This is a genomic window from Streptomyces sp. NPDC025806 (assembly GCF_055558275.1).
Window position 1 is genome coordinate 102,778 of the sequence record NZ_JBVHMU010000012.1, and the last position, 26,463, is coordinate 129,240.

At 70.9% G+C, this 26,463-nt stretch carries 28 protein-coding genes, 1 tRNA gene and 1 riboswitch; of the genes, 9 read left to right on the plus strand and 20 right to left on the minus strand.

Features of this window, described 5'->3' with window-relative positions; translation table 11 throughout:
- Positions 1-1,296: 1,296 nt before the first annotated feature.
- Positions 1,297-2,688, minus strand: a complete 1,392-nt coding sequence (locus ACZ4E1_RS26480) for a DUF445 domain-containing protein (protein WP_467543521.1) — start codon at positions 2,686-2,688, stop codon at positions 1,297-1,299.
- A gap of 214 nt (positions 2,689-2,902) precedes the next feature.
- Between ACZ4E1_RS26480 and ACZ4E1_RS26485 the strand changes: the two genes are divergently transcribed.
- Positions 2,903-4,225, plus strand: a complete 1,323-nt coding sequence (locus tag ACZ4E1_RS26485) for an SGNH/GDSL hydrolase family protein (protein ID WP_467543525.1) — start codon at positions 2,903-2,905, stop codon at positions 4,223-4,225.
- A 128-nt stretch (positions 4,226-4,353) separates the two neighbouring features.
- Here the strand turns inward: ACZ4E1_RS26485 and ACZ4E1_RS26490 are convergent, their stop codons facing one another.
- From ACZ4E1_RS26490 to ACZ4E1_RS26505, 4 genes are read right to left on the minus strand one after another with little or no spacing between them, the layout of a single operon-like run.
- Positions 4,354-5,046: a DUF1707 SHOCT-like domain-containing protein gene (locus ACZ4E1_RS26490; RefSeq protein WP_467543529.1), complete on the minus strand. Its 693-nt coding sequence runs from the start codon at positions 5,044-5,046 to the stop codon at positions 4,354-4,356.
- A gap of 10 nt (positions 5,047-5,056) precedes the next feature.
- Positions 5,057-6,058, minus strand: coding sequence for an ABC transporter ATP-binding protein (locus tag ACZ4E1_RS26495; protein WP_467543533.1), 1,002 nt, complete (start codon positions 6,056-6,058; stop codon positions 5,057-5,059).
- Positions 6,059-6,067: 9 nt separating this feature from the next.
- Positions 6,068-6,844, minus strand: coding sequence for an ABC transporter permease (locus ACZ4E1_RS26500; protein ID WP_467543864.1), 777 nt, complete (start codon positions 6,842-6,844; stop codon positions 6,068-6,070).
- A 43-nt stretch (positions 6,845-6,887) separates the two neighbouring features.
- Positions 6,888-7,682, minus strand: a complete 795-nt coding sequence (locus ACZ4E1_RS26505; protein ID WP_467543867.1) for an ABC transporter permease — start codon at positions 7,680-7,682, stop codon at positions 6,888-6,890.
- Between the two features lie 174 nt (positions 7,683-7,856).
- Between ACZ4E1_RS26505 and ACZ4E1_RS26510 the strand changes: the two genes are divergently transcribed.
- Positions 7,857-10,139, plus strand: a complete 2,283-nt coding sequence (locus ACZ4E1_RS26510; protein ID WP_467543536.1) for a transglycosylase domain-containing protein — start codon at positions 7,857-7,859, stop codon at positions 10,137-10,139.
- A 243-nt stretch (positions 10,140-10,382) separates the two neighbouring features.
- Here the strand turns inward: ACZ4E1_RS26510 and ACZ4E1_RS26515 are convergent, their stop codons facing one another.
- The 3 genes from ACZ4E1_RS26515 to ACZ4E1_RS26525 form a co-directional block, all read right to left on the minus strand.
- The gene (locus ACZ4E1_RS26515; protein ID WP_467543537.1) at positions 10,383-10,703 is read right to left on the minus strand and encodes a DMT family transporter; all 321 of its coding nucleotides are present in this window, start codon (positions 10,701-10,703) and stop codon (positions 10,383-10,385) included.
- Positions 10,704-10,735: 32 nt separating this feature from the next.
- Positions 10,736-10,806: riboswitch (guanidine-III (ykkC-III) riboswitch) on the minus strand.
- Between the two features lie 43 nt (positions 10,807-10,849).
- Complete coding sequence (locus ACZ4E1_RS26520) at positions 10,850-11,152, minus strand: GroES family chaperonin (protein WP_399125788.1); 303 nt, start codon at positions 11,150-11,152, stop codon at positions 10,850-10,852.
- Between the two features lie 97 nt (positions 11,153-11,249).
- Positions 11,250-11,597, minus strand: coding sequence for a DUF3618 domain-containing protein (locus tag ACZ4E1_RS26525; protein WP_188338659.1), 348 nt, complete (start codon positions 11,595-11,597; stop codon positions 11,250-11,252).
- Positions 11,598-11,760: 163 nt separating this feature from the next.
- Here ACZ4E1_RS26525 and bcp point away from each other — a divergent pair, with 163 nt between their 5' ends.
- Positions 11,761-12,228, plus strand: a complete 468-nt coding sequence (gene bcp / locus ACZ4E1_RS26530; protein WP_188338658.1) for a thioredoxin-dependent thiol peroxidase — start codon at positions 11,761-11,763, stop codon at positions 12,226-12,228.
- A 96-nt stretch (positions 12,229-12,324) separates the two neighbouring features.
- Positions 12,325-12,408: transfer RNA gene (locus ACZ4E1_RS26535), tRNA-Leu, on the plus strand.
- Between the two features lie 74 nt (positions 12,409-12,482).
- On the opposite strand, the gene rdgB is transcribed toward ACZ4E1_RS26535, so the two are convergent.
- The 4 genes from rdgB to ACZ4E1_RS26555 all read right to left on the minus strand — a co-directional run bounded on the left by rdgB (position 12,483) and on the right by ACZ4E1_RS26555 (position 14,793).
- Complete coding sequence (gene rdgB / locus ACZ4E1_RS26540) at positions 12,483-13,088, minus strand: RdgB/HAM1 family non-canonical purine NTP pyrophosphatase (protein ID WP_467543543.1); 606 nt, start codon at positions 13,086-13,088, stop codon at positions 12,483-12,485.
- A 37-nt stretch (positions 13,089-13,125) separates the two neighbouring features.
- Positions 13,126-13,527 carry a hypothetical protein gene (locus ACZ4E1_RS26545; protein WP_467543544.1) on the minus strand — a complete coding sequence of 134 codons (402 nt, stop codon included), beginning with the start codon at positions 13,525-13,527 and terminating at the stop codon, positions 13,126-13,128.
- 144 nt (positions 13,528-13,671) lie between these two features.
- Positions 13,672-14,418, minus strand: a complete 747-nt coding sequence (gene rph / locus ACZ4E1_RS26550; RefSeq protein ID WP_467543546.1) for a ribonuclease PH — start codon at positions 14,416-14,418, stop codon at positions 13,672-13,674.
- 84 nt (positions 14,419-14,502) lie between these two features.
- Positions 14,503-14,793: a PTS sugar transporter subunit IIB gene (locus tag ACZ4E1_RS26555; protein ID WP_161303827.1), complete on the minus strand. Its 291-nt coding sequence runs from the start codon at positions 14,791-14,793 to the stop codon at positions 14,503-14,505.
- A 144-nt stretch (positions 14,794-14,937) separates the two neighbouring features.
- Between ACZ4E1_RS26555 and ACZ4E1_RS26560 the strand changes: the two genes are divergently transcribed.
- Positions 14,938-16,224, plus strand: coding sequence for a PTS transporter subunit EIIC (locus tag ACZ4E1_RS26560; RefSeq protein WP_467543552.1), 1,287 nt, complete (start codon positions 14,938-14,940; stop codon positions 16,222-16,224).
- Between the two features lie 231 nt (positions 16,225-16,455).
- The gene (locus tag ACZ4E1_RS26565) at positions 16,456-17,712 is read left to right on the plus strand and encodes a PTS transporter subunit EIIC (RefSeq protein ID WP_467543556.1); all 1,257 of its coding nucleotides are present in this window, start codon (positions 16,456-16,458) and stop codon (positions 17,710-17,712) included.
- Between the two features lie 84 nt (positions 17,713-17,796).
- Here ACZ4E1_RS26565 and ACZ4E1_RS26570 read toward each other — a convergent pair whose 3' ends face one another.
- A complete protein-coding gene (locus tag ACZ4E1_RS26570) occupies positions 17,797-18,549 on the minus strand; it encodes an MBL fold metallo-hydrolase (protein ID WP_467543559.1) in 753 nt (250 codons plus the stop codon).
- 219 nt (positions 18,550-18,768) lie between these two features.
- Between ACZ4E1_RS26570 and ACZ4E1_RS26575 the strand changes: the two genes are divergently transcribed.
- On the plus strand, positions 18,769-19,212 hold the full coding sequence (locus ACZ4E1_RS26575; RefSeq protein WP_467543562.1) for a type II toxin-antitoxin system PemK/MazF family toxin: 444 nt from the start codon (positions 18,769-18,771) through the stop codon (positions 19,210-19,212).
- A gap of 208 nt (positions 19,213-19,420) precedes the next feature.
- Here ACZ4E1_RS26575 and ACZ4E1_RS26580 read toward each other — a convergent pair whose 3' ends face one another.
- The 7 genes from ACZ4E1_RS26580 to clpS form a co-directional block, all read right to left on the minus strand.
- Positions 19,421-20,371: a PLP-dependent cysteine synthase family protein gene (locus ACZ4E1_RS26580; protein WP_467543565.1), complete on the minus strand. Its 951-nt coding sequence runs from the start codon at positions 20,369-20,371 to the stop codon at positions 19,421-19,423.
- A gap of 17 nt (positions 20,372-20,388) precedes the next feature.
- The gene (locus ACZ4E1_RS26585) at positions 20,389-20,667 is read right to left on the minus strand and encodes a MoaD/ThiS family protein (RefSeq protein ID WP_399125483.1); all 279 of its coding nucleotides are present in this window, start codon (positions 20,665-20,667) and stop codon (positions 20,389-20,391) included.
- Between the two features lie 127 nt (positions 20,668-20,794).
- Positions 20,795-20,896 carry a putative leader peptide gene (locus tag ACZ4E1_RS26590; protein ID WP_317453331.1) on the minus strand — a complete coding sequence of 34 codons (102 nt, stop codon included), beginning with the start codon at positions 20,894-20,896 and terminating at the stop codon, positions 20,795-20,797.
- 91 nt (positions 20,897-20,987) lie between these two features.
- Positions 20,988-21,404, minus strand: coding sequence for a M67 family metallopeptidase (locus ACZ4E1_RS26595; RefSeq protein WP_467543571.1), 417 nt, complete (start codon positions 21,402-21,404; stop codon positions 20,988-20,990).
- A gap of 76 nt (positions 21,405-21,480) precedes the next feature.
- Entirely contained in the window at positions 21,481-22,929 is a 1,449-nt protein-coding gene (locus ACZ4E1_RS26600; protein WP_467543574.1) for an amino acid permease, read from the minus strand.
- Between the two features lie 357 nt (positions 22,930-23,286).
- Positions 23,287-23,886 (minus strand): DUF2017 domain-containing protein, encoded by a 600-nt coding sequence (locus ACZ4E1_RS26605; RefSeq protein WP_467543577.1) that lies wholly within the window; start codon positions 23,884-23,886, stop codon positions 23,287-23,289.
- A gap of 10 nt (positions 23,887-23,896) precedes the next feature.
- Complete coding sequence (gene clpS, locus ACZ4E1_RS26610; protein ID WP_188338645.1) at positions 23,897-24,214, minus strand: ATP-dependent Clp protease adapter ClpS; 318 nt, start codon at positions 24,212-24,214, stop codon at positions 23,897-23,899.
- 119 nt (positions 24,215-24,333) lie between these two features.
- Here clpS and ACZ4E1_RS26615 point away from each other — a divergent pair, with 119 nt between their 5' ends.
- Both ACZ4E1_RS26615 and ACZ4E1_RS26620 read left to right on the plus strand, forming a co-directional pair.
- Entirely contained in the window at positions 24,334-25,662 is a 1,329-nt protein-coding gene (locus ACZ4E1_RS26615; protein ID WP_467543581.1) for a nicotinate phosphoribosyltransferase, read from the plus strand.
- Positions 25,663-25,769: 107 nt separating this feature from the next.
- Positions 25,770-26,360: an isochorismatase family protein gene (locus ACZ4E1_RS26620; protein WP_467543584.1), complete on the plus strand. Its 591-nt coding sequence runs from the start codon at positions 25,770-25,772 to the stop codon at positions 26,358-26,360.
- Positions 26,361-26,463: the final 103 nt, after the last annotated feature.

The window sequence follows — 26,463 nt, forward strand, 5'->3', positions numbered from 1 at the left end:
TCTGCCCCTCAGGGGCGCGGGGCTGTACCCCATCAGCGACTCCGTCGCAGGGCGCGACCGACATGCCCCTGCGGGCGCACGGAGTGTGCCCTTCAGCGGCGCGGGGCTGTACCCGATCAGCGACTCCGTCGCAGGGCGCGACCGACATGCCCCTGCGGGCGCACAGAGTCTGCCCCTCAGGGGCGCGGGGCTGTACCCCATCAGCGACTCCGTCGCAGGGCGCGACCGACATGCCCCTGCGGGCGCACGGAGTGTGCCCTTCAGGGGCGCGGGGCTGTACCCGATCAGCGACTCCGTCGCGGGGCGCGACCGACATGCCCCTGCGGGCGCACGGAGTGTGCCCTTCAGGGGCGCGGGGAACTGCGCGACCAGCCACGACGGTGGCGCACCCGGCGACGATCGGCGACCCCTACGGCGGCGGCGCTGTAACCAAGGCCCGATGAATCGCGCACCCGGCACCTGGGTGCCGCCTTGCCCACCCGTGCCGCCCCAGGCGGCAGACTGCCCAAGGCTAGGTCGACCCGACCGGGTACGTACCCGGAGCTTGGGCGCAGGCCCGAGGCCAGGGCGCCCTGAGCGCATCCCGAGGCCGGGGTTCTGCCCGCGGCGGGGCAACTGGATGCGCGCCCACGGCTGATGCACTGCCCGAGGCCGGGCGCCGGGCCGACGCCCCCGGAGGGGGCGGGCGGGTGGGAGCAGGGCTCAGGCCAGGGCCCCCGCCGTGGCGTCAGGGCGAGGGCCGGTGCCCCGTAGCGGCGCCGCGTCGAAGGCTGACCAGAACGCGCACCCGTGGCCAAGGCCCCACCCAAGGCAGGCCGCCGGGCCGACGCCCCCGGAGGGGGCGGGCGGGTGGGAGCAGGGCTCAGGCCAAGGCCCCCGCCGTGGCGTCAGGGCGAGGGCCGGTGCCCCGTAGCGGCGCCGCATCGAAGGCTGACCAGAACGCGCACCCGTGGCCAAGGCCCCACCCAAGGCAGGCCGCCGGGCCGACGCCCCCGGAGGGGGCGGGTGGGTGGGAGCAGGGCTCAGGCCAGGACCCCGCGGTGGCGCCAGGGAGAGGGCCACGCCCGGGCAGCGACAGCCCCGCAGCAGCGCGCGGGGAGGACCAAGCGGCCCCCGGCAGCGCGAGGGAAAGGGCTCAGGCCAGGCCCCCGGCGTGGCGCGAGCCTCAAGGGGCGGGGCAGGGCCCGGCAGGGAGTCGCCCTCGATCAGCGACCCCGTCGCGGGACGCGATCAGCCACGACGGCGGGTGAGCCGAAGAACGCCCGGGCGGAGACCACCGCGAAACCCCCGGAGGGATCACGCTCCGAAACCCCGCGACACCGCATAGATCACCAGCCCCGCCAAAGAGCCCACCACCGTGCCGTTGATGCGGATGAACTGCAGGTCGCGGCCGATGTGGGCCTCGATCTTGCGGGAGGTGTGCTCGGCGTCCCAGCCGGCGACGGTGTCCGTGATGAGGGAGGTGATCTCGGCGCGGTACGTCGTGACGACGTAGACGGCGGCGCCCTCCACCCACCCGTCGACCTTCGCCTGCACCTTCGGATCGCTGGACATCCGCGCCCCCAGCGACAGCAGCGAGGCCCGCACGCGCAGCCGCAGCTCGCTGCGCTCGTCCTCGGCGGCGGCCACGATCATCTGCCGGACCGCGGACCACGTGGAGGCGATCAGGTCCTGCACCTCGGAGCGCCCGATGACCTCGGATTTGAGGCGCTCCACGCGAGCCCGCGTGTCGGAGTCGGACTGGAGGTCGGCGGCGAAGTCGGTGAGGAACCGGTCGACGGCGCCGCGCGCCGGATGCTGCGGCATGTCGCGCATCTCGGTGACGAAGCGGAGCAGTTCCTTGTAGACGCGCTCGCCGATCCGCTTGTCGACGAAGCGCGGGGTCCAGCCGGGCGCGCCGCCCTGCACCGCGTCCATCACCGAGTCCCCGTGCAGCACCAGCCAGTCGTGGGCTCGCGTGCACACGAGGTCGACGACCCGCTTGTGACCGCCGTCCGCGACGACCTTCTCCAGCATCTTGCCGAGCCCGGGCGCGATCTCGGCGCTGTCCGCGCGGCGCGTGATGGCCTCGCCGACGACGGCCTGCACGTCCTGGTCGCGCAGCACGGTGAGCGCGCCGCGCAGCGCGGTGGCCAGTTCGGCGGTGACGCGGTCGGCGTGCTCGGGTTCGGCGAGCCAGGCGCCGAGCCGGGAGCCGATGCCGACGGCGCGCAGCCGGTCCCGTACGACGTCCGAGGACAGGAAGTTCTCCCCGACGAACTCGCCGAGCGAGACGCCCAGCTGGTCCTTCTTGCGGGGGATGATCGCGGTGTGCGGGATGGGGATGCCGAGCGGATGGCGGAACAGGGCGGTGACGGCGAACCAGTCCGCCAGCGCGCCGACCATGCCGGCCTCGGCGGCCGCCGCGACGTACCCCGCCCAGGAACCGGCGCCGGAGTGCTCCGCCCAGGTGGCGAGGGCGTAGATCACCGCGACGACGCCGAGCATCCCGGTGGCGATCGTCTTCATCCGGCGCACCCCGCGCCGCTTCTCCTCGTCGGCGGCGGTGAACTCGGCGCCGAAGCGCCGGGCGGGCCGGGACGCGGGCTCAGGAACCCCGGCCGCGGGAAGGGATGACCGTACGGGCCGCCGGGCATGCTGCCCCATGTCACCGACGTCCGATCCGTCCGGTTTCTCCGACCCGCTCATCGGTCACTCCAGCTCGCCGCGTCCGTCATATGTCATTCCGCTCACACATTGTCCCTACCTGACCTACTCCCGGAACGAACCACAAGTTCCCGGCGTCTCAAGGATCGGAGGGGGGCAGAGTCGGCCCCCTCGTCATCCGTCGCACCCCATGCCTCATCATGGGATGATCACATCGGAGCCTCGGGCTCCCCCTGCCCGAGGAGACACCCACCGCATGACCAGGCGAAACGGTTATGCCCTGTTGGCGGCGCTCGTCGCCGTCGTCGTGCTGATCTCCGGCGGCATCTACCTCGGGTTCTCCGGCCTGCTGCGCGGCAAGGACGGCTCCGTCCGCGCGGACGGCGCGCGCCCGCGCAGTTCCGCCGCACCCGCCTCGACCGGCACCTGGGCCGGCAGCTGGTCGGCGGCCCCGGCCGGCGCGGAACCGGGCACGGAGACGAACGGCTACTTCGGCCGCTCGATCCGCAACGTGATCCACACCAGCATCGGCGGCTCCAGCGCCCGCATCACGCTCTCCAACCTGTACGGCCAGCAGCCGCTCAGCATCACCCACGCCTCCCTCGCCGTCGCCTCCGCGCCGAACAGCCCGACCGCGCTGGCCGGCACGGTGCGCCGGCTGACGTTCTCCGGGAACACGTCGGTGGTCGTACCGGCCGGGCAGCAGGTGCTCAGCGACGCCGTGCGGCTGCGGGTGCCCGCCGACGCGGACATGCTCGTCACGACGTACTCGCCGACGCCGTCGGGACCGGTCACGTACCACCCGCAGGCCCGCCAGATGTCCTACGTGGCGAACGGGGACCTCACCGAGGAGGAGAGCGGGGCGCGGTACACGGAGCAGAGCCCGTACTGGCGCTACCTCAGCGCGCTCGACGTGCTCAGCAACGAGGCGGAGGGCACCGTCGTCGTCCTCGGCGACTCGCTCACCGACGGCATCACGTCCACGGTGGGCGCGAACCGGCGCTGGACCGACGTCCTCGCCGAGCGCCTGCGCAGCGAGCCCGGGGCGCCGCGCTACGGGGTCCTCAACCAGGGCATCAGCGGGAACCGGCTGCTGTCCGACGGCTACGGCCGCCCGGCCGGGAACCCGAGCGGGCTGGCGCGCTACGACCGGGACGTGCTCGGCCGGGCCGGCGTGCGGGCCGTCATCGTCGACCTCGGGATCAACGACATCCTGCGCAACCCGCACCAGACGGACGCCTCCCGGATCGCGGACGGGCTGCGGGAGCTGGTGCGGCAGGCGCACGCGCGGGGGCTGCGGGTGGTCGGGGCGACCCTCATGCCGTTCCAGGGGCACCGGGGCTACGAGCCCCGCCTCGAAGCCGTACGGGAAGAGGTCAACGCGCAGATCCGGTCCGGCAAGGTCTTCGACAGCTACGTCGACTTCGACCGGGCCCTGCGGGACCCGTACAACCCGCGCCGGCTGCTGGCGGCGTACGACTCGGGTGACCACCTGCACCCCAGCGACGCGGGCTACCGCAAGATGGCCGAGTCCTTCGACCCGTCGACCCTCACCTCGACCCGCGGCGCCGAACTCTGAGCCTCGGGCCCCGCCCGCCCCGGGCGCGCCCACCCGCCGGTGGGGCTTCTCGCGCCCCGCGGCTGAGCCGCTGACAGACCCAGCCCCGCGCCCCGGCACCCCGGCGCGGGGTGCCCATGCGCTCCGGGTCAGTCGTCGGCGCCGCGGTCCCGCCGCTCCAGCTTCCCGCGCCGTCGCTCGTCCTTGAGCCGCAGCCGCTCCTCCCGGCGGAGCTTGCGCTCGACCCCGACGCCGCCCATCAGGGCGAAGCCGCGGACGACGACCCGGGGCGAGCCCGGTGTGCCGGTGCCCGTGGCGCGGTCGTCGACACCGCCCATGATGCCGAAGCCCTTCACCGTGACGTCGAGCTCCGGCGGCACCTTCACATGGATCCCGCCCATGATCGTGTAGCAGCGGATCTCGACGTCCCGCGCCGCGAAGTTCGCCTCGCGCAGATCGATCTCGCCGCCGCCCCACATGGCGAAGGCCGTGAACCGCTCCCCCACCGTCCACCGCCCCTTGCGGCCGAACCCGCTCCAGAACGCGAACGCGCCGTTCGACGTCGCCTGCCCACCGGTCCGCGCCGCCCAGTCGACGGTGCCTTCCGCGACCGGCGCCTTCACCAGGTCCACCGGCGCGGTGCTGCCCGCGGCCGGCAGATCCCGGGTCAGCGGCGCCAGTTCCCCGTAGGTACGCGCCGCGTACGTCGCCTCCAGCCGCTCCTCGAACTCCCCCATGTCGAGCCGCCCTTCGGCGAGCGCGTCCCGCAGCCGCTCGGCGACCTTCTCGCGGTCGGCGTCGGAGGCCCGCAGTTCGGGGAGGTGCGATGCATCGTCGGTCATGGCGGCCAGCCTACGGGCGGGAGGTGACGGCGGAGGGATCTCGCGCGTACATCCGTGCGATCACGCTCTCGATGTCCGGCTCCCGCACCGACAGGTCCGCCAGCGGATACCGTTCGGCGATCCGCGCGACCAGCGGCGCCGCCGACTGCCCGGCCGGGAACGCCAGCCACTGCCGCGCCCCCTCCACCTTCACCACCCGCGCCGACTCGACCTCCAGCGGCGGGAGTTCACGTTCGAGGTCGACCACCAGCGTGCGTTCCGCCGCCGCCCCGCCGCCCACCGCGTGCAGCCCCTTCAGCTCCCCGTCGTACACGAGCCGCCCGTGGTCGATGACCATCACGCGCCGGCACAGCTGCTCGATGTCGGTCAGGTCGTGCGTGGTCAGCAGCACCGTCGTGCCCCGGTCCCGGTTCAAGTCCCTCAGGAATCCCCGGACTTTGACCTTGGAGACGACGTCCAGGCCGATCGTCGGCTCGTCCAGGTACAGCACCTCGGGGTCGTGCAGGAGCGCCGCCGCGATGTCGCCGCGCATCCGCTGCCCGAGCGACAGCTGTCGCACCGGCGTCTCCAACAGGCCGCCCAGTTCGAGGAGTTCGACGCAGCGGTCGAGGTTCTCCGCGTACCGGCGCTCCTCGATCCGGTACATGCGGCGCATCAGCCGGTACGAGTCGATGAGCGGCAGGTCCCACCACAGGGTGGTGCGCTGGCCGAAGACGACGCCGATGCGGTGGGCGAGCCGTGAGCGCTCGCGGGCGGGCTCGATGCCGGCGACCCGGATCCGTCCCGCGCTCGGCGTGAGGATCCCGGTCAGCATCTTGATCGTGGTCGACTTCCCGGCCCCGTTCGGCCCGATGTAGCCGACCATCTCGCCGCGCGGCACGCGGAAGCTCAGCGTGTCCACGGCCCGCACCCGGTGCCGCTCGCGCCGCAGCAGCCCGGCCCTGCGCCGCACGTCGAAGACCTTCTCGACCCCGTCGACCTCGATGAATCCCGGCTCGCCCGCCTCGCCCATGTCCCGTCCTCAACTCCCCGTACTGCGATAGGCGCGCAGCGCGGCCCGCCACGCGAGTCCCGCCGCCGCGAGGCAGCAGGCGGCCACGAGCGGCGGCGCGAACGCGACCGCACGCGGCAGGTCCAGCGGATAGGGGCGGCCCAGGATGTAGAGCGCGGGCAGCCAGTTCACGAAGGCCAGCGGCAGGACGAACGTGACGCCGCGCAGCAGGCCGTCGCCGAAGACGGTCGGCGGGTACTGGAGCATCGTGTTGCCGCCGAACGTCGCCGCGTTCTGCACCTCGGCCGCGTCCTGCGCCACGATCTGGAACGCGGCCCCCGCCATGAACACGGCGACGAAGATCCCGGCCCCGCTGACCAGCAGCACCGGCACCAGCAGCACCTTCACCGGCGTCCACGCCACATCGAGCGCCGTCACGGACCAGCCGAGCACGACCAGCCCCTGGACGAGCCGGCCGACCCGGCGCAGCGCGAACCGGTCGGCGGCGACCTGCGCGAGCACCGGCGCGGGCCGCACCAGGAACGCGTCGAGCGTCCCGTCCCGCACCCGCGTCCCGAGCCGGCCCAGGGAACCCGCGAACAGGTCGGCGAGCCCGAAGGCGGTGCCGGCCGTGCCGTAGAGGAAGGCGATCTCCGCGAGGCCGTAGCCGCCGAGCCGGTCGACCTGCGAGAACATCAGCAGGATCCCGACGAAGTCCAGGGCGGTCAGCGCGCAGTTGCCCAGCAGCGTCATCACGAACGACGCCCGGTAGGCCAGCGTGGAGCGGATCCACATCGCGCTGACCATCCCGAAGGCCCGTACGCCTTCCGCGGCGGCCGTACGCGTACGGTCAGCCACCCTGCACCACCACCCGCCGCGTCGCCACACCCTGCACCAGCCGCCCCGCGCCGAGCAGCACGACCGCCCACGCCGCCTGGAACAGCCAGCCGCCGGCCACGGACCCCGTCCCCAGCAGCACGTCCGCGGGTACCTGGAGCAGCGCCGAGAACGGCAGCACCCGCGCCACGTCGCCGAACGCGCCCGGGAACACGTTCAGCGGCAGCAGCATCCCGCAGAAGAACGTCGCGCTGATCCCGTACATCTGGGCGACACCGCCCGCCTCCAGGAGCCAGAACGCGGACAGCGCCACGAGATAGCGCAGCGCGAAACTGACGAGGAGTCCGAGCAGGACCGAGATCAGGAACGCGAGCCAGCGCGCGGGGCTCGTGGGCAGCGCGAGTTCGAAGACCAGCGCCCCGACGGCCATCGGCACCACCCCGCGCCCCAGCAGCTGGAAGACCGACCGCCCCAGGTCCTGCGCCAGCCACCAGCCCTGCAGATCGACCGGCCGGTACAGGTCGACGGCCACGTCCCCGCTGCGGATCCGGTCGGCGAGCTCGGCCTCGAACCCGCTCGGGATGCCGAGCATCATCACCGCGTACAGCGCCTGCCCGACCCAGACGAAGGTGAGCGCCTGCGCCTGGTCGTAGCCGCCCAGATGCGGCCGCTCGTCCCACAGCGCCACGTACGTGCACGCGATGATCAGGCCGAACACCGTGTTGGTGAAGATCCCCGCGACGGTGGCCCGCCGGTAGGTCGCGTAGCGCCGGAAGGCCCCCGCGGCCACGGCCCCGTACAGCCCCACAGCTCCCACCGCACCTCCCCCGATTCCGGCCGAAGCGCAGGAGCCTAACCGCCGCGCGCGACGCCTTCCACCCCTTTTTCGGCACGATGCCCGTATTTGCAGGGTGATGTAGGAGGCTTATGTGTCATACGAGGCGTACGTGACGTACGACGCGAACCAGGAGTTCCACAGGACATGAGCAGCGACGAGCGGCCCCAGACGCCCGAACAGGCCCAGCAGGGCGCCCAGGGCAAGAAGGGCAGGAAGCCCAGGAGGCCCCGGCGCACCGGCTGGCGGCGCCTCGTCCCGACCTGGCGCATGCTGCTCGGCGCCCTCCTCGGCTTCCTCCTGCTGTGCGCCGGCCTGTTCGCCCTCGGCTACGCCCTCGTCGACATCCCCGCCGCCAACTCCGCCGCCACCGCCCAGTCCAACGTCTACCTGTACGCCGACGGCACCCCCATCGCCCGCGACGGCGAGGTCAACCGGGAGAACGTCCAGCTCGCCCAGATCCCCGAGACCGTCCAGCACACCGTGCTCGCCGCCGAGGACCGCGACTTCTACTCCGAGTCCGCCATCGACCCCAAGGCGATGCTCCGCGCCGCCTGGAACACCGTCACCGGCAAGGGCAAGCAGTCCGGTTCGACGATCACCCAGCAGTACGTCAAGAACTACTACCTCGGCCAGGAACAGACGATCTCGCGCAAGGTGAAGGAGTTCTTCATCTCCATCAAGCTGGACCGCGAGGCGAGCAAGGACGAGATCCTCGAGGGCTACCTCAACACCAGCTACTTCGGCCGCAACGCGTACGGCATCCAGGCCGCCGCCCAGGCCTACTACGGCGTCGACGTCCAGCACCTGACCACTGCTCAGGGCGCCTATCTGGCCGCCCTGTTGAACGCCCCCAGCGCCTACGACGTCGTCGCCCACCCCGAGAACAAGGGCCGGGCCGTCGCCCGCTGGAACTACGTCCTCGACGGCATGGTCAAGGAGAAGTGGCTCGATCCCGCCACCCGCGCGAAGACGACCTTCCCCGTGCCCGACGAGGCCCACAACAGCCAGGCCGGACTGTCCGGACAGCGCGGCTACATCCGCGACGCCGTCCGCGACTACATCGTCGAGCACAAGATCCTCGACGAGGACACCCTCGCCACCGGCGGCTTCCGCATCACCACCACCCTGCAGCGCAAGAAGCAGGACGCGTTCGTCACCGCCGTCGAGAAGCAGCTCATGTCGAAGATCGACAAGAAGGGCCGCGCCGCCGACCGCAACGTCCGCGCGGGCGGCGCCTCCATCGACCCGCGCACCGGCAAGGTCCTCGCCATGTACGGCGGCATCGACTACACGCAGCAGTACGTCAACAACGCCACCCGCCGCGACTACCAGGTCGGCTCCACCTTCAAGCCGTTCGTCTTCACCAGCGCCGTCGAACACGGCTCGACGACCGACGACGGCCGCGTCATCACCCCCAACACGGTCTACGACGGCACCAACGCCCGCCCTGTCCAGGGCTGGGACGGCGGCTACTACGCCCCCGAGAACGAGGACGAGATCTCCTACGGCCCCCTCACCGTCCGCGAGGCCACCGACAAGTCCGTCAACGCGGTCTACGCGCAGATGGCCGTCGACGTCGGCTCCGACAAGGTGAAACAGACGGCGATCGACCTCGGCCTCCCCGCCACCACCCCCGACCTGACAGCCTCCCCCTCCATCGCGCTCGGCCCGGCCACCGCCAGCGTCCTCGACATGACCGAGGCCTACGCGACCCTCGCCAACCACGGCCGCCACGGCACGTACACGCTGCTCGACGGACTCAGCAAGGACGGGCAGAAGATCGGCCTGCCCGAGCGGGAGACCAGCCGGGCCGTCAGCCGCGAGTCCGCCGACACGACGACCGCGATCCTCCAGTCCGTCGTCGAGGACGGCACCGGCGTCGCCGCGCAGGCCGCGGGCCGCCCCGCCGCCGGCAAGACCGGCACCGCGGAGGAGGACACGGCGGCCTGGTTCGCGGGCTACACCCCGGACCTCGCCACCGTCGTCGCCGTGATGGGCCAGGACCCGGACACCGCCGCGCACACCCCGCTGTACGGCGCTGCGGGCCTCCCGCGCATCAACGGCGGCGGGTTCCCGGCGCAGATCTGGGCCCAGTACACCCGCAAGGCCCTGGCCGGCACCCCGGCCCACGACTTCGACCTGGAACTGGAGGAAGGCGCCGAGGAACCGCCCCCGCCCCCCGCCCCGGAAACCCGCGAACCCTCCGGCACCACGTCCCCCACCACCACCCGCAAGCCCACCCCGTCCGGCTCCCCGACCCCCACCGGCCCCACGTCCCCCGCCCCCGACTCCCCGACGACCACACCCCCAGGAGCCGATCGCCCGGGAGGCCGCCCCGGCGGCACGACAGGCGGCGAAGAAGAGGGCGTCCTCAACAACCTGACCCCCACGTCCCCCCGCCGCTCCCCTCAGGCGGCACATCACTGAGAACCGGACCACGCGGAGCGTGCCTTCAGGGGCGCGAGCAACGGGCCCCTGGGGCACGCGGAGCGTGCCTTCAGGGGCGCGGGGCTGTACCCGAACAGCGACTCCGTCGCGGGGCGCGAGCAAGACGCCCCTGGGGGCGCACGAAGTGTGCCCCTTCAGGGGCGCGGGGAACTGCGCGACCAGCCACGACGGCGCAGCAGTCGGCGACGATGATCAGCCCCTACGGCGGCGCCCCGCGCAAGATCAATGCCCGGACGTGGCCTTCAGACCGATGATCGCCACCAGAAGCAGCGCAATGAAGAAGACCCGGGAAACCGTCGCCGGTTCACCAAGGGCCAGCATGCCGACGATCGCCGCCCCCGCCGCCCCGATCCCGACCCACACCCCGTACGCCGTCCCGATGGGCAGCGACTTCGCCGCGTAGGAGAGCAGAAGCATGCTGGCGACGATGCCCGCGCCGGTGAAGACACTCGGCCACAGGCGGGTGAAGCCCTCGGTGAATTTCATGCCGATCGACCAGGCGACCTCGAGAAGTCCGGCGATCACGATCAGAACCCAGGCCATGACTGGCACCTCCGTCAGTGGTTCTCAACAGGGGTGCGTCGTCTTTTCGGGTCCCGGTACGGCGCGTCTCGTCGGGTTCCCCCCACGATAGCAAAGGGCACGCAAAAGGGGCTGGTGACAACGGTCACCAGCCCCTCGGGCAAGAGTTACAGATACAGCCCCGTGGAGTCCTCGGAGCCCTCGAAGCGGTCCGCGGCGACGGCGTGCAGGTCCCGCTCGCGCATCAGCACGTAGGCCACCCCGCGCACCTCGACCTCGGCCCGGTCCTCGGGGTCGTAGAGCACCCGGTCACCGGGCTCGACGGTCCGCACGTTCTGCCCGACCGCGACGACGTCGGCCCAGGCCAGCCGCTTGCCGACCGCCGCCGTGGCGGGGATGAGGATGCCGCCACCACTGCGCCGCTCGCCCTCGGAGGCGTCCTGCCGCACGAGCACCCGGTCGTGGAGCATCCGGATGGGCAGCTTGTCGTCGTGGGGGGTGCTGTGCTTGTCGTTGGCGCTCACGGCGACGAACTTACCTGCCCCCGCGCCCGACGACTCCCCAGGGTCAGCCCTTGCGGCGCCGCGAACGCACCGTGAGGAGCCCGACGACCCCGACGGCGAGCAGCGCGACCGGCACGATCCGCTCCAGGCGCGGCGCGCCCTCGTCGGTGACCAGCTGTCCCTTGACGTCCGAGACGAACCGGTTGGCGCTGACGTAGGCGCGGCCGAGCGTGTGGTCGACCTGCGCTGCGACCTTGGCCTTCGCGTCGCCGACGATCGTCTTGGGGTGCACCCGCACCCCGATCTCGTCGAGCGTCTCGGCCAGGGCGTCACGGCGGCGCTTGATGTCCGCCTCGATCTGCGCCGGCGTCCGCGTCTCCGGCGTATCCGACCTGCTGGACGTGTCCGACACCGCGCTGCCTCCGTGATCGCTGCGTTTACCGCATTCTGCTTGTTGCTTCTGGACCCTGCTGACGGACAGTCTGTCAGCTCACCGCCCCCCGCACCCCCCGGCACCCCCATTCCCCGCATTACGCTCGGGCTGAGTCACCCACCCGCGAGGAGATGCGAGCGACATGAGCGAGCGACTGCAGCCCGGCGACACCGCCCCCGCCTTCACCCTTCCCGACGCCGACGGCAACGAGGTCTCCCTCGCCGACCACAAGGGCCGCAAGACGATCGTCTACTTCTACCCGGCCGCCCTCACCCCCGGCTGCACCAAGCAGGCCTGCGACTTCACCGACAACCTCGACGTGCTGGCCGGCGCCGGCTACGACGTCATCGGCGTCTCGCCCGACAAGCCGGAGAAGCTCGCCAAGTTCCGCGAGAAGGAGAACCTCAAGGTCACCCTGGTCGGCGACCCCGACAAGAAGGTCCTGGAGGCCTACGGCGCCTACGGCGAGAAGAAGCTCTACGGCAAGGTCGTCACCGGAGTCATCCGCTCCACGGTGATCGTCGACGAGGAGGGCAAGGTCGAGCGGGCCCTCTACAACGTGAAGGCCACCGGCCACGTCGCCAAGATCATCAAGGACCTGGGGATCTAGTTCGGACCGCCTGCGGATCTCCCGCCCGGGGCCGCCACCCCCGGCCGTACACTGACGGAGCGGCATTCACCCGAGAGGCTGAATGTCTGTTTTATTGCGGTCGTGGTGGAATTGGCAGTCACGCCGGGTTTAGGTCCCGGTGGGAGAAATCCCGTGAGGGTTCGAGTCCCTCCGACCGCACGCGGCACCGCGAAGGGGCCGCCCGGACCACCGGACGGCCCCTTCGTCGCACCTGACGCGGGCTCAGCCGCGCCTCAGCCCAGCAGCTCCTTCACCACCGGCACCAGCGCGCGGAACGCCTTGCCGCGGTGGGAGATCGCGTTCTTCTCGGCCGGGGTGAGTTCCGCGCAGGTGCGGGTCTCGCCGTCGGGCTGGAGGATCGGGTCGTAGCCGAAGCCGTTGGTGCCGGAGGGCTTGTGGCGCAGGATGCCGCGGAGTTGGCCCTCGACGACGCGCTCGGTGCCGTCGGGCAGGGCGAGGGCGGCGGCGCAGGCGAAGTGGGCGGTGCGGTGGCGGTCCTCGTCGATGTCGCCGAGCTGGGCGAGGAGCAGGTCGAGGTTGGCCCGGTCGTCGCCGTGGCGGCCGGCCCAGCGCGCCGAGAAGATGCCGGGGGCGCCGCCGAGGACGTCGACGCAGAGGCCGGAGTCGTCGGCGACGGCGGGCAGACCGGTGGCCTTCGCCAGGGCGTGCGCCTTGAGGAGGGCGTTCTCGGCGAAGGTGACGCCGGTTTCGCGCACGTCCGGGACGTCGGGGTACGCGTCCGCGCCGACGAGGTCGTGGGGCAGGCCTGCGTCGGCGAGGATCGAGCGGAGTTCGACGATCTTGCCGTTGTTGCGGGTGGCGAGGATGAGGCGGGTCATGCCCCCCAGTATCGCGGCCCCGGCCCTCGCGGCCCGGCTACGGGGTGCAGACCTTGGTCAGTTCGCTCGCGGCGTCGGTGACGGGCTTGACGTTCGGGGTCGCGTCGCCGTTCTTGATGGCCGTACGGGCGTTGTCCACGGCCGTGCCGAGGTCGTCGACGGCCTTCGACACGTCGGCGTTGCCGGTCTTGTCGCCGATCTCGTCGAGGTTCTTGTCGATGGAGTCGAGCGCCTCGCTCGCCTGCGTCGGGTCGTTCGCCGCGTTCTCCACGGCCTGCTGGAGGTCGACGACGCTGTCGGCGATGGCGTCGGCGGTCCGGACGCAGTCGAGGGCCTTGTCGACGGCGGAGCAGCCGGTGGCGGCCGGGACGGCGATCAGCGCCGCGGTGGCGGCGAGTACGGCGAGACGGTGGTGACGGGATCGTCGGCGCGCGGGCATGGAACGGTCCTCCCCTGATGTACGGACGGGCGGGCGACGGCCGTTGTGGTGCGCCGTCCACCTGTCCGTAGTGACGCAGTCGGTGGCTGGGTGGTTGCCACCCTACTTGGGAGGTTCTTTACCTACGCGAGGCCGGCGCGAGGTCTACGCGAGGTCCTTGCCGAGGGTGCTCTCAAGTGCCGCGCGCTGCGCGGCGGCCAGCTCGTCGCAGCCCAGAACGGCCAGGTCCAGCAGGGAGTTGAGCTCGTCGCGGGCGAAGGGCTCGGCCTCGGCGGTGCCCTGGACCTCGACGAAGCGGCCGTCGCCGGTGCACACGACGTTCATGTCGGTGTCGGCCCGGACGTCCTCCTCGTAGCGGAGGTCGAGCATCGGGACGCCGCCGACGATGCCGACGGAGACGGCGGCGACGGTGCCGGTGAGGGGCTTGCGGCCGGCCTTGACGAGCTTCTTGCCCTGGCCCCAGGCGATGGCGTCGGCGAGGGCCACGTAGGCGCCGGTGATGGCGGCGGTGCGGGTGCCGCCGTCGGCCTGGAGGACGTCGCAGTCGAGGACGATCGTGTTCTCGCCGAGGGCCTTGTAGTCGATGACGGCGCGCAGCGAGCGGCCGATGAGGCGGCTGATCTCGTGGGTGCGGCCGCCGATCTTGCCGCGGACGGACTCGCGGTCGCCGCGGGTGTTGGTGGCGCGGGGGAGCATCGAGTACTCGGCGGTGACCCAGCCCTCGCCGCTGCCCTTGCGCCAGCGGGGGACGCCTTCGGTGAAGGAGGCCGTGCAGAAGACCTTGGTGTCGCCGAAGGAGACGAGTACGGAGCCTTCGGCGTGCTTGCTCCAGCCGCGTTCGATGGTGATCGGGCGGAGCTGTTCGGGGGTGCGGCCGTCGATGCGAGACATAGGGGTGAGCGTATCCCGGTACGGCGAAGGCCCCGCTGCCCGGTTCGGGGGCGGCGGGGCCTTCGGGTGACGGGGGTCAGTCCGTCACATCATGTCTTCGATGTCGGCGGCGATCGGGTCGGCGTCGGTGCCGATGACGACCTGGATGGCGGTGCCCATCTTGACGACGCCGTGGGCGCCGGCGGCCTTCAGGGCGGCCTCGTCGACCTTGGAGGGGTCGATGACCTCGGTGCGCAGGCGGGTGATGCAGCCCTCGACCTCTTCGATGTTGTCGAGCCCGCCGAGCCCGGCGACGATCTTCTCAGCCTTCGTGGCCATTTCGTTCTCCCTGTTTCTTCGGGCCCGCCTTTGGGCCGCTTTGTCACGGTAACCCACGGTTGGCTCAACTTCGCGAGCGGTGGCGCCACCCGTGACGAAAGATGACGAGCACGTGGGCCGACCCGTCCCACAACTGGTCTACACCAGTTGCCCACTCTATCCAACGCCCGCCAGACGTGGCTTTGTTCCGGGAGGACGCCCATGAGCTCAGCAGCAGCCGCAGCCCGCCCGAGCCCCTGGAGCAACTTCTTCCAAGGCCTGCAGAAGATGGGCCGCAGCCTTCAGCTGCCCATCGCCGTGCTCCCGGCCGCGGGCATCGTCAACCGGCTCGGTCAGCCCGACGTGTTCGGCGCGGACGGTCTCGGCTGGACCGATGTCGCGAAGGTGTTTGCAGGTGCGGGCGGTGCGCTGCTCGACTCCGACCTGGGTCTGCCACTGCTCTTCTGCATCGGTGTCGCGATCGGCATGGCGAAGAAGGCGGACGGTTCGACCGCGCTCGCGGCGGTGGCCGGCTTCCTCGTCTACCGGGGCGTGCTGCACCAGTTCCCGGTGGACTGCCCCAAGGGCCAGGCCCTCGTGGGCGCGGTGTGCGTCGACTACTCGAGCAAGGCCGCAGCCGCCGCCACGTACCAGAACCCGGGCGTGTTCGGCGGCATCGTCATCGGCCTGCTCGCGGCCTTCTTCTGGGTCCGCTTCCACCGCACCAAGCTGGTGTCGTGGCTGGGCTTCTTCAACGGCCGCCGGCTCGTCCCGATCATCATGGCGTTCGTCGGCATCGTGGTCGCCGTCCTGTGCCTGTGGGTCTGGCCGCCGATCGGTGACGGCCTGGAGAGCTTCTCCAACTGGCTCCAGGACCTGGGCGCCATCGGCTCCGGCATCTTCGGCGTCGCGAACCGTGCGCTGCTGGTCATCGGCCTGCACCAGTTCCTGAACGTCCCGCTGTGGTTCCAGTTCGGCTCGTACACCAAGCCCGACGGGACCACGGTGCACGGCGACATCAACATGTTCCTCAGCGGCGACCCGCACGCGGGCATCTACCAGACGGGCTTCTTCCCGATCATGATGTTCGCCCTGCCGGCGGCCTGCCTCGCGATGTACCACTGCGCGCGGCCGGAGCGGCGCAAGGCGGTCGGCGGCATGATGGTCTCGATCGCGGCGACCTCGTTCGTCACGGGCATCACCGAGCCGATCGAGTACTCCTTCGTCTTCATCGCCCCCGCCCTGTACGCGGTGCACGCGGTCCTCACCGGTGTCTCGATGGCGGTGACCTGGGGGCTCGGGGTGAAGGACGGCTTCAGTTTCTCCGCGGGCCTGATCGACTACGTCATCAACTGGGGGCTGGCGACCAAGCCATGGCTGATCATTCCGATCGGCCTGGGCTTCGCAGTCGTGTATTACACGGTCTTCCGCTTCGCGATCACGAAGTTCGACCTCAAGACCCCGGGCCGCGAGCCCGAGGAGGAGGTCGAGGACGTCACCAAGGCGTGACCGGCTTCCTGCCGATCGCCCCCTCCGCGAAGGGCCCCCGGACCTCTGGTCCGGGGGCCCTTCGTCATGCTGAGACCTCACGAAGCCGTAACGGCCGCCACAGCGGGTTCCTTACGCGGAACTCACATGTTAAAACTGGTCTACACCAGTGAGTGGTGTAGACCAACGAGGGTTGTCCGAGGGGTGTCCGACGGACGTCCAGGGCGGCGCCTTGCCATCTTGGAGGAAGCAATGAGTACGGCCACCGCCACGGCGGCGCCCGCGAAGAAGCGGGGCTCCGGCCTGTTCCAGGGTCTGCAGAAGGTCGGCCGCAGCCTTCAGCTGCCGATCGCCGTCCTTCCGGCCGCGGGCATCCTGCTCCGGCTCGGGCAGCAAGACGTCCAGGACAAGCTGCACCTGCCCGACAAGGTCACGGCGGTCTTCGCCACGGCCGGCGGCGCGATCTTCGACAACCTCCCGATGCTCTTCTGCATCGGCGTCGCGATCGGCTTCGCGAAGAAGTCCGACGGCTCGACGGCGCTCGCCGCGCTGGTCGGCTTCCTCGTCTACAGCAACGTGCTGAAGGCGTTCCCGGTCGCCGAGGCCGTCGTCAACACGACGAAGAACAAGGGCGTCGACGTCGCGGCGACGTACAACAACCCGGGTGTCCTCGGCGGCATCATCATGGGTCTGCTGGCCGCCGTGCTGTGGCAGAAGTTCCACCGCAAGAAGCTCGTCGACTGGCTCGGCTTCTTCAACGGCCGCCGTCTCGTCCCGATCATCATGGCCTTCGTCGGCGTCTTCGTCGGCGTCTTCTTCGGCCTGGTCTGGGAGCCCATCGGCGAGGGCATCTCGAACTTCGGCGAGTGGATGACCGGCCTCGGCGCCGGCGGTGCCGGCCTCTTCGGTCTCATCAACCGCGCGCTCATCCCGGTGGGCATGCACCAGTTCGTGAACACCGTCTCCTGGTTCCAGCTGGGCGACTTCACCGACGCCACGGGCGCCGTCGTGCACGGCGACCTCAACCGCTTCTTCGCCGGTGACCCGACCGCCGGCCAGTTCATGTCGGGCTTCTTCCCGATCATGATGTTCGGCCTGCCGGCCGCCGCGATCGCCATCGCGCACTCCGCCCGCCCCGAGCGCCGCAAGGCCGTGATGGGCATGATGGTCTCGCTGGCCCTGACCTCGTTCGTCACCGGTGTGACCGAGCCGATCGAGTTCTCGTTCATGTTCATCGCGCCGGTCCTGTACGCGATCCACGCGGTGCTCACGGCCGTCTCCATGGCGATCACCTGGGCCCTGGGCGTCCACGCGGGCTTCACGTTCTCCGCGGGCTTCATCGACTACGCGCTGAACTGGAACCTGGCCACCAAGCCCTGGCTGATCATCCCGATCGGCCTGGTCTTCGCGGCGGTCTACTACACGCTCTTCCGCTTCGCGATCACCAAGTTCAACCTCACCACCCCGGGCCGCGAGCCCGAGGAGGAGATCGAGGACATCACCAAGTGATCCTCGACTGAGCGCGCCTGAGCCATCACGCCGAAGGCCCCGGAACCGTACGGTTCCGGGGCCTTCGGCGTCGCCGCCCGTGCGTCAGATCTCGTACGAGACCCCGGGCGCCGCCAGTTCGACGGGGCCGGAGTACACGTCCCGCGCGTCCGCCAGGTTCACCTGCGGGTCCGTCCACGGCGGGACGTGCGTCAGGACCAGCTTGCCGGCGCCCGCGCGACGCGCCGCCTCCCCCGCCTCGCGGCCGTTGAGGTGCAGCGCCGGGATGTTCTCCTTGCCGTGCGTGAACGCGGCCTCGCACAGGAACAGGTCCGTGCCCTCGGCCAGTTCCTCCAGCGCCTCGCAGGGGCCGGTGTCCCCGGAGTACGTGAGCGAGCGGCCCTCGTGCTCGACGCGGATCGCGTAGGACTCGACGGGGTGGCAGACCTTCTCCATCCGCACCGAGAACGGCCCGATCCGGTACGAGCCCGACTTCACCGTCTGGAAGTCGAAGACCTCGCTGAACGCGGAGGGCGACGGGGCGTCGGCGTACGCGGTGGTCAGGCGCTGCTCGGTGCCCTCGGGCCCGTACACGGGCATGGGCTCGCAGCGGCCACCCTCGTGGCGGTAGTAACGCACGACGAAGTACGCGCACATGTCGATGCAGTGGTCCGCGTGCAGATGGCTGAGGAAGATCGCGTCCAGGTCGTAGAGACCACAGTGACGCTGCAGCTCGCCCAGGGCGCCATTGCCCATGTCGAGGAGCAGCCGGAAGCCGTCGGCCTCGACGAGGTAGCTCGAACAGGCCGAATCCGCGGACGGGAACGACCCCGAGCAGCCGACGACGGTGAGCTTCATGAGAGCCGGAACCTCCGCGCTGGCGGTCGGAATGCGGGGTGGAGCCACAGAGGGTGGAGCCCCATGGGGTCCGTCGAGCGTAAGGCGCAAAAGGGCGAGTGGCTCCTCCGTCACGGGCTGTTGTGGGGGAACTCACCTGTGCTGTCACCGGTTCGGGGGGCGTTGTGGCGTGTCGGCGCCGATGGCGCGCCCCCGGCGGCCCACCGGTACCGTCGGGCTATGGACACGTCCTGGTGGCTCGCGCTCGCTGCCGTCGTGCTGCTCGCGCTCGTCGCGACGCTGGTCGACGGGTGGGGGCGGCGGGGGACGACGGAGCGCCGCCGGACCCGGGTGCCGCGCGGGCGGCGGGCCGGGGGGCCGCAGCCCGGGGAGATCTGGTGGGCGCGGGTGCCCTACGAGGACGGGCCCGGGGGCAAGGACCGGCCGTGTCTGGTGCTCGGGGTGCGCGGGGGCGTGGCGCTGGTCGCGAAGATCACCAGCAAGTACCACGACGAGCGGCCCGGGGTGATCGCGTTGCCGCCGGGGTCTGTGGGCGATGCGCAGGGGCGGGCGAGTTTCCTGGAGACGGATGAGCTTCGCGAGGTGGGGGTCGCGGCGTTTCGTCGCCGGGCGGGGCTGGTCGATCCGCTGGTCTGGGACCAGGTGCGGCATCTGGGGTGGTGAGTTCCCCGTTCGTCGCCGGGTGCGGGTGGGTGGGGGCTGGTCGCGCAGTTCCCCGCGCCTCTGGAGGCGAGCGGCTTCGCCGCTCAGCCTCTATCGGGGAAATGCGACCCGAAGGGTCTGCATTTCAGGGGCGCGGGGCTGTGTCCATCAGCGGCTCCGCCGCGGGGCGCGAGAAGCCCCACCGGACCCGCGGACGAAGCGAAAAGGCTCAGGCCCAGAGCTGGCCGTGGAGGACCTCGATCGCTTCCTCCGTCGTGGCCGCCGTGTAGACGCCCGTCGAGAGGTACTTCCAGCCGCCGTCGGCGACGACGAACACGATGTCCGCGGACTCGCCGGCCTTGACGGCCTTGCGGCCGACCCCGATCGCGGCGTGCAGCGCGGCCCCGGTCGAGACCCCGGCGAAGATGCCCTCCTGCTGGAGGAGCTCCCGCGTCCGCGTCACCGCGTCGGCGGACCCGACGGAGAAACGGGTGGTGAGGACGGAGGCGTCGTAGAGCTCGGGGACGAAGCCCTCGTCCAGGTTGCGCAGGCCGTAGACGAGGTCGTCGTAGCGCGGCTCGGCCGCGACGATCTTGACGTCCGGCTTGTGCTCGCGCAGGTAGCGCCCGACGCCCATCAGGGTGCCGGTGGTGCCGAGCCCGGCGACGAAGTGGGTGACGGAGGGGAGGTCCGCGAGGATCTCCGGGCCCGTCGTGGCGTAGTGCGCCCCCGCGTTGTCCGGGTTGCCGTACTGGTAGAGCATCACCCAGTCGGGGTGCTGCCCCGCGAGCTCCTTGGCCATGCGCACGGCCGTGTTGGAGCCGCCCGCCGCGGGGGACGGAATGATCTCCGCGCCCCACATGGCGAGCAGGTCGCGCCGCTCCTGGGAGGTGTTCTCCGGCATGACGCAGACGATGCGGTAGCCCTTGAGGCGGGCGGCCATCGCCAGCGAGATGCCGGTGTTGCCCGACGTGGGCTCGAGGATGGTGCAGCCGGGGGTGAGCCGGCCGTCCTTCTCGGCCTGTTCGATCATGTGGAGCGCGGGGCGGTCCTTGACCGAGCCGGTCGGGTTGCGGTCCTCCAGCTTCGCCCAGATCCGTACGTCCTCGGAGGGCGACAGCCGCGGCAGGCGCACCAAGGGGGTGTTGCCGACCGCGGCCAGCGGGCTGTCGTAGCGCATAGGTCGATTCGCCTTGCTCAGCGCATGCCGCCGGCGACGGCCGGCAGGATCGTGACGTTGTCGCCGTCGGCGAGCTTGGTGGTGATGCCGTCGAGGAAGCGGACGTCCTCGTCGTTCAGGTAGACGTTGACGAAGCGGCGCAGCTGGCCCCCGTCCACGATGCGGGCCTCGATCCCGGTGTGGCGGGTCTCCAGGTCGGCGAAGAGCTCGGCGAGGGTCTCGCCCTTGCCCTCCACGGCCTTGGCGCCGTCGGTGTAGGTGCGGAGGATGGTCGGGATGCGGACCTCGATGGCCATGCTGGGCTCCTGTCAGGAGTCGGAAGTCGTGTGGGTCGTGCCGAGTCGTGCGGTGAGCGCGCGGCGGCGCGGTCGGGCGGAGCGGGGTGTGGCGGGGCCGCGGCTCAGGGCCTGACGGCGGTGCGGCTCAGCGCGGACAGATGGCGCTGGCGAGGCGGCACAGGTCGACGTGCAGCCGCGCCACGAGCAGCATGCCCGGCGTCTTTTCGCTCACGTCGTGGAAAACCATGCGCTCATCGTATCGATTCCCGCCCCGCTCCCAGGAGTGTGATCTCATCATGCGGTCGAAAATCGTCTGCATGGCGAGATGACCCCGGGACTCAGGCCGTGACCTCGACCTCTTCCTCGGTGATCTCGCCGTCGACGATGCGGAACGAGCGGAACTGGAAGGGGCCCGCGTCGTCGGTGTCGGCGGTGGAGACGAGGACGTAGTGGGCGCCCGGCTCGTTGGCGTACGTGAGGTCGGTGCGGGACGGGTAGGCCTCGGTCGCGGTGTGGGAGTGGTAGATGATCACCGGCTCCTCGTCGCGGTCGTCCATCTCGCGGTAGAGCTTGAGCAGGTCGCCGGAGTCGAACTCGTAGAACGTGGGCGAGCGGGCGGCGTTCAGCATCGGGATGAAGCGCTCGGGGCGGCCCTCGCCGACCGGGCCGGCCACGACGCCGCAGGCCTCGTCGGGGTGGTCCTTGCGGGCGTGCTCCACGATCTGGTCGTACAGCGCCTTGGAAATCGTCAGCATGCGGTCAGGATAAGCAGGAGGGCCGCCCCGTACCGGATCGCGGTACGGGACGGCCCGACTGGTGAGACGGTGCGGGTCAGTCGCTCTTGACGGACGCGGTGCCCGCGGTCTTGCCGGCCTTGAGCGCCACGTAGGCGACCGCGAGGATCACGCCCCAGACCGGTGCTCCGTACAGGGCGACGCGGTTGTCCTTGTCCATGCCCATCGTGACGATGACGAGCGCGATGAAGGCCAGCGAGAAGACGCTCGCCCAGATGCCGCCCGGGGCGCGGAACGTGGACTTGGGCAGCTCGCCCCGGTCGGACTTGAGGCGGTAGCGGATCTGGCAGATCAGGATGACGATCCAGGCCCACATGCCGGAGATGGTGGCGAAGGAGACGACGTAGTTGAACGCCTCGCCGGGCCACTGGTAGTTGATCCAGACGCCGACCAGCATCATCGCGGCGGAGAACGTGGTGCCGACGACCGGCAGGCCCTTCTTGCTCAGCTTGGTGAACAGACGCGGGCCCTGGCCGTTGAGCGCGAGGTCGCGCAGCATGCGGCCGGTGGAGTACATGCCCGAGTTGCAGGAGGACAGGGCGGCGGTCAGCACGACGAAGTTGACGATGGCGGCGCCGATGCCCAGGCCCATCTCGTCGAAGGCGTGGACGAAGGGGCTCTCGCCGGCCTTGAAGGAGGTCCACGGGATGACCGAGAGGATCATGATCAGGGCGCCGACGTAGAAGACGGCGATGCGCCACGGCACGGTGTTGATGGCCTTCGGCAGGACGGTCTTGGCGTCCTTGGCCTCGCCCGCGGTGACACCGACGAGCTCGACCGCGAGGAACGCGAACATCACCATCTGGAGGGTCATCAGCGTCGAACCGATGCCGTTCTCGCCGGCGAAGAAGCCGCCCAGGTCCCACAGGTGCGTGACGGACGCGGTGTCACCGACGTCGGAGAAGCCGATGGTGAGGATGCCGGCGCAGATCAGGATCATGCCGACGATGGCGGTGACCTTGACGGTGGAGAACCAGAACTCCAGCTCACCGAAGAGCTTCACGGAGATCAGGTTGGCGCCGAAGAGGATGACGGTGAAGACCAGTGCGGACAGCCATTGCGGGATGTCCCACCAGAACGTCATGTAGACGGCGGCGGCCGTCACCTCGGTCATGCCGGTGATGACCCAGAACAGCCAGTACGTCCAGCCGGTGACGAAGCCCGCGAAGGGGCCGATGAACTCGCGCGCGTACTCCGAGAACGAGCCGGAGACCGGGCGGTACATGAGGAGCTCGCCGAGCGCCCGCATGATGAAGAAGATGACGACGCCCGCGATGGCGTACGCGAGGATCAGGCTGGGGCCCGCCTTGGAGATGCCCTTGCCCGCGCCGAGGAAGAGACCCGTGCCGATGGCGCCGCCGATGGCGATCATCTGGATCTGGCGGGAGCCGAGGCCCCGCTGGTAGCCCTCGCTGGACGCTTCGGCGTCCTGCACGGCCTCATTGCCGGCGTCGTGGTGCTTGTCGTCGACCTGCACTGAGGTCATGGTGGTGCGCCTTTCTCCATGCCGATCCGTGCCGTACGCGGCTCGGATCGACTGTGACGATCCTTCGGGGTCGAACCCCTGGATGGATGGAGCTGTGCCTACCGGCGGTCTGCCGGTCGGGGCGCCCCCGGCGGGCAGGGGGTGGCGCCTGCCGGGCGGTCGTGAAGATTTATCACGGCGTTCACCGTGATCGGGCGAGGCGCGTGTGGCGCACGTCACGGGAACAAGGGGACAAATGCCGCACCGAGCGGCATTACGGAGCGTCACGGTGACTGGATCGTTATGCGGATTTGAGCGTCCGCTGAGCGAACGTCCAGGAAGTGGATGCCTGCGCTCCGCCCGACTTGTCCCGACAGGTCAGGGCATAAGGGTTTCGACCAGAGTCTCCTGGAGACCGCCGAGCCACAGGTACGCCATCACCATGGGTTTCCGCGGGTCCTCGTCCGGGAGCCGGTAGAGGAGGTCCGTGTCCTCCTCGTCGGTGATCTCAAGCCGGGTGCCGATGGCCAGGCGCAGGTCGTTGAGCGCGCGCATCCATCGCACCGATTCCTCGGGCGAGAGCTTGAGCACCGCTCCCCCGTCACCCGCCGGGCTCAGCGCGTCCAGCGAGCGGATCACCGCGAGGGCGTCCTCACGCTTGCCGGCCCGCAGGTCGTTCTCGGTGAAGCGGCGGAACTCCGAGGAGTACGCCCGCAGTTCGTCGGGGTCCTCCCGCTCGGAGACGCCCGGGCCGCCGTACGCGTCCGGGAGCAGCCGGCGCAGCACCGCGTCGGTGGGCGGCTCGCTGGGGCCCTCGGCGAACAGCTCGGCGAGCGGGTCGTCGGAGACCTCGCCGCCGGGTCCGGGGCCGATCAGCTCCAGGAGCTGGACGGCGAGCGAGCGGATGATGGAGATCTCCACATCGTCGAGAGCGACGGCGGCGCCGCCGCCGGGGATCGGTTCGAAGTGTCCGGGCATGAGTACGGCGTTACTTCCGATCCTGTTGCAGCGTGGCCCACAGGCCGTATCCGTGCATGGCCTGGACGTCCCGCTCCATCTCCTCGCGGGTGCCGGAGGAGACCACGGCCCGACCCTTGTGGTGGACGTCCATCATCAGTTTGGTGGCCTTGTCCTTGGAGTACCCGAAGTACGTCTGGAAGACGTACGTCACGTAACTCATCAGGTTCACCGGGTCGTTGTGGACCAGGGTGATCCAGGGGACGTCCGGCTCGGGGACCGCGGAGAGGTCCTCCGTCGTCTCGGGGCTTTCGATCTCAAGGGGTGCGGGAGCCGTCACACGGCCCATGCTGCCACCAGGAGGCGTGAACCGCACAAACGAGCCGCTCGGGTGCGCGCCACGTGGCCTCGCCCACACGCGCCACAGAAATCGTCACACTGACGCTAATTCGGGGTAGCATCCTGAACATGAACACAGCGGACCTTGGCCTGCCGGTGGACGTTCCGTCGACAGCGCTCTTCACCGACCACTACGAGCTGACGATGCTGCAGGCCGCCCTCCGAGCGGGCACCGCCGACCGGCACTCGGTCTTCGAGGTCTTCACCCGGCGTCTGCCCGAGGGCCGCCGCTACGGCGTCGTCGCGGGCACCGGGCGCGTCCTGGACGCCGTCGAGAACTTCCGGTTCGGCGCCGGCGAGCTGGGCTTCCTGCGCGAGGCGGGCATCGTCGACGAGCCGACCCTCCAGTGGCTCGCGGACTACCGGTTCTCCGGCGACATCTGGGGCTACCCCGAGGGCGAGGTCTACTTCCCCGGTTCCCCGGTCCTGCGCGTCGAGGGCTCCTTCGCCGAGTGCGTGCTCCTGGAGACGGTGATCCTCTCGATCCTCAACCACGACTCGGCGATCGCCGCCGCCGCCTCCCGCATGGCCTCGGCCGCGGGCGAGCGGCCGCTGATCGAGATGGGCGCCCGGCGCACCCACGAGCTGGCCGCGGTCGCCGCGTCCCGCGCCGCGTACGTGGGCGGCTTCGCCACGACCTCGGACCTGGCGGCCGGTTTCCGCTACGGGATCCCGACCGTCGGCACCTCGGCCCACGCCTTCACCCTGCTGCACGACTCCGAGCGCGACGCGTTCCGCGCCCAGGTCGACACGCTCGGCGAGGGAACGACCCTGCTCGTCGACACGTACGACGTGCAGGAGGCCGTCCGCACGGCCGTGGAGATCGCCGGGCCCAAGCTCGGGGCCGTCCGGATCGACTCCGGCGACCTGCTGCTCGTCGCGCACCGGGTGCGCCAGCAGCTCGACGACCTCGGCGCCAAGGACACCAAGATCGTGGTCACCTCCGACCTCGACGAGTACGCCATCGCCTCGCTCGCCGCCGCGCCCGTGGACGCGTACGGGGTCGGCACCCAGCTCGTCACCGGTTCGGGCCACCCGACCTGCTCCATGGTCTACAAGCTGGTCGCCCGCGCCGAGTCCGCCGACCCGAAGGCGCCGCTCGTGCCGGTCGCGAAGAAGTCGGTGGGCGGGAAGGCCTCCGTCGGCGGCCGCAAGTGGGCCGCGCGCCGGCTCGACGCGGACGGGGTCGCCGAGGCCGAGGTCGTGGGCCTGGGCCCGGTCCCCGACGAGCTCGCCGACCGGCAGCTGCTCGTCGAGCTGGTCCGGGGCGGCGAGGTGCTGGCCCGGGAGCCGCTGGACACCGTGCGCGAGCGGCACATCGCGGCGCGCGACGCGCTGCCGCTGTCGGCGACCCAGCTCTCGAAGGGCGAGGCCGTCATCCCCACCGAGTACGCCTGAGCGCCCGCGGTCACCGGGAGGGGGCCCGTGCCCTCTCCCGCCCGCCCTCTCCCGTTCCGCGAGCCGAGCTTCTACGCTCGTAGTCTCCCAGCAGAAGGACACCGACCATGCGCCGCGCCCTGATCGTCGTAGACGTGCAGAACGACTTCTGCGAGGGCGGCAGCCTCGCCGTGGCGGGAGGTGCCGATGTCGCTGCCGCGATCACGGATCTGATCGGTCAGGCCGGCGGTGGTGGCTACCGGCACGTGGTGGCGACCCGGGACCACCACATCGCGCCGGGCGACCACTTCTCGGAGCACCCGGACTACGTCGCCACCTGGCCCGCGCACTGCGTCGCCGGCACGGAGGGCGTCGGATTCCACCCGAACTTCGCGCCCGCGGTCGCCTCCGGCGCGATCGACGCCGTGTTCTCGAAGGGTGCCTACTCGGCCGCGTACAGCGGGTTCGAGGGGGCCGACGAGAACGGGGTGCCGCTGGCGGAGTGGCTGCGGGACCGGGAGATCTCCGAAGTCGACGTCGTCGGGATCGCCACGGATCACTGTGTGCGGGCCACGGCGCTGGACGCGGCCCGTGAAGGGTTCCGCACCCATGTGCTGCTCGACCTGACGGCCGGGGTCGCCGCGCCGACGACCGAGGCGGCGCTGGAGGAGCTGCGTCGCGCCGGGGTCGAGCTCACCGGCAAGCCCGTCGTCGCCTAGGCCACGGGGCTCCGCCCCGGACCCCGCTCCTCAATCGCCGGAGGGGCTTCATTTGCCGACCCCCGCTCCTCGGCCGCCGGACAGGCTGATTTGCCGGACCCCG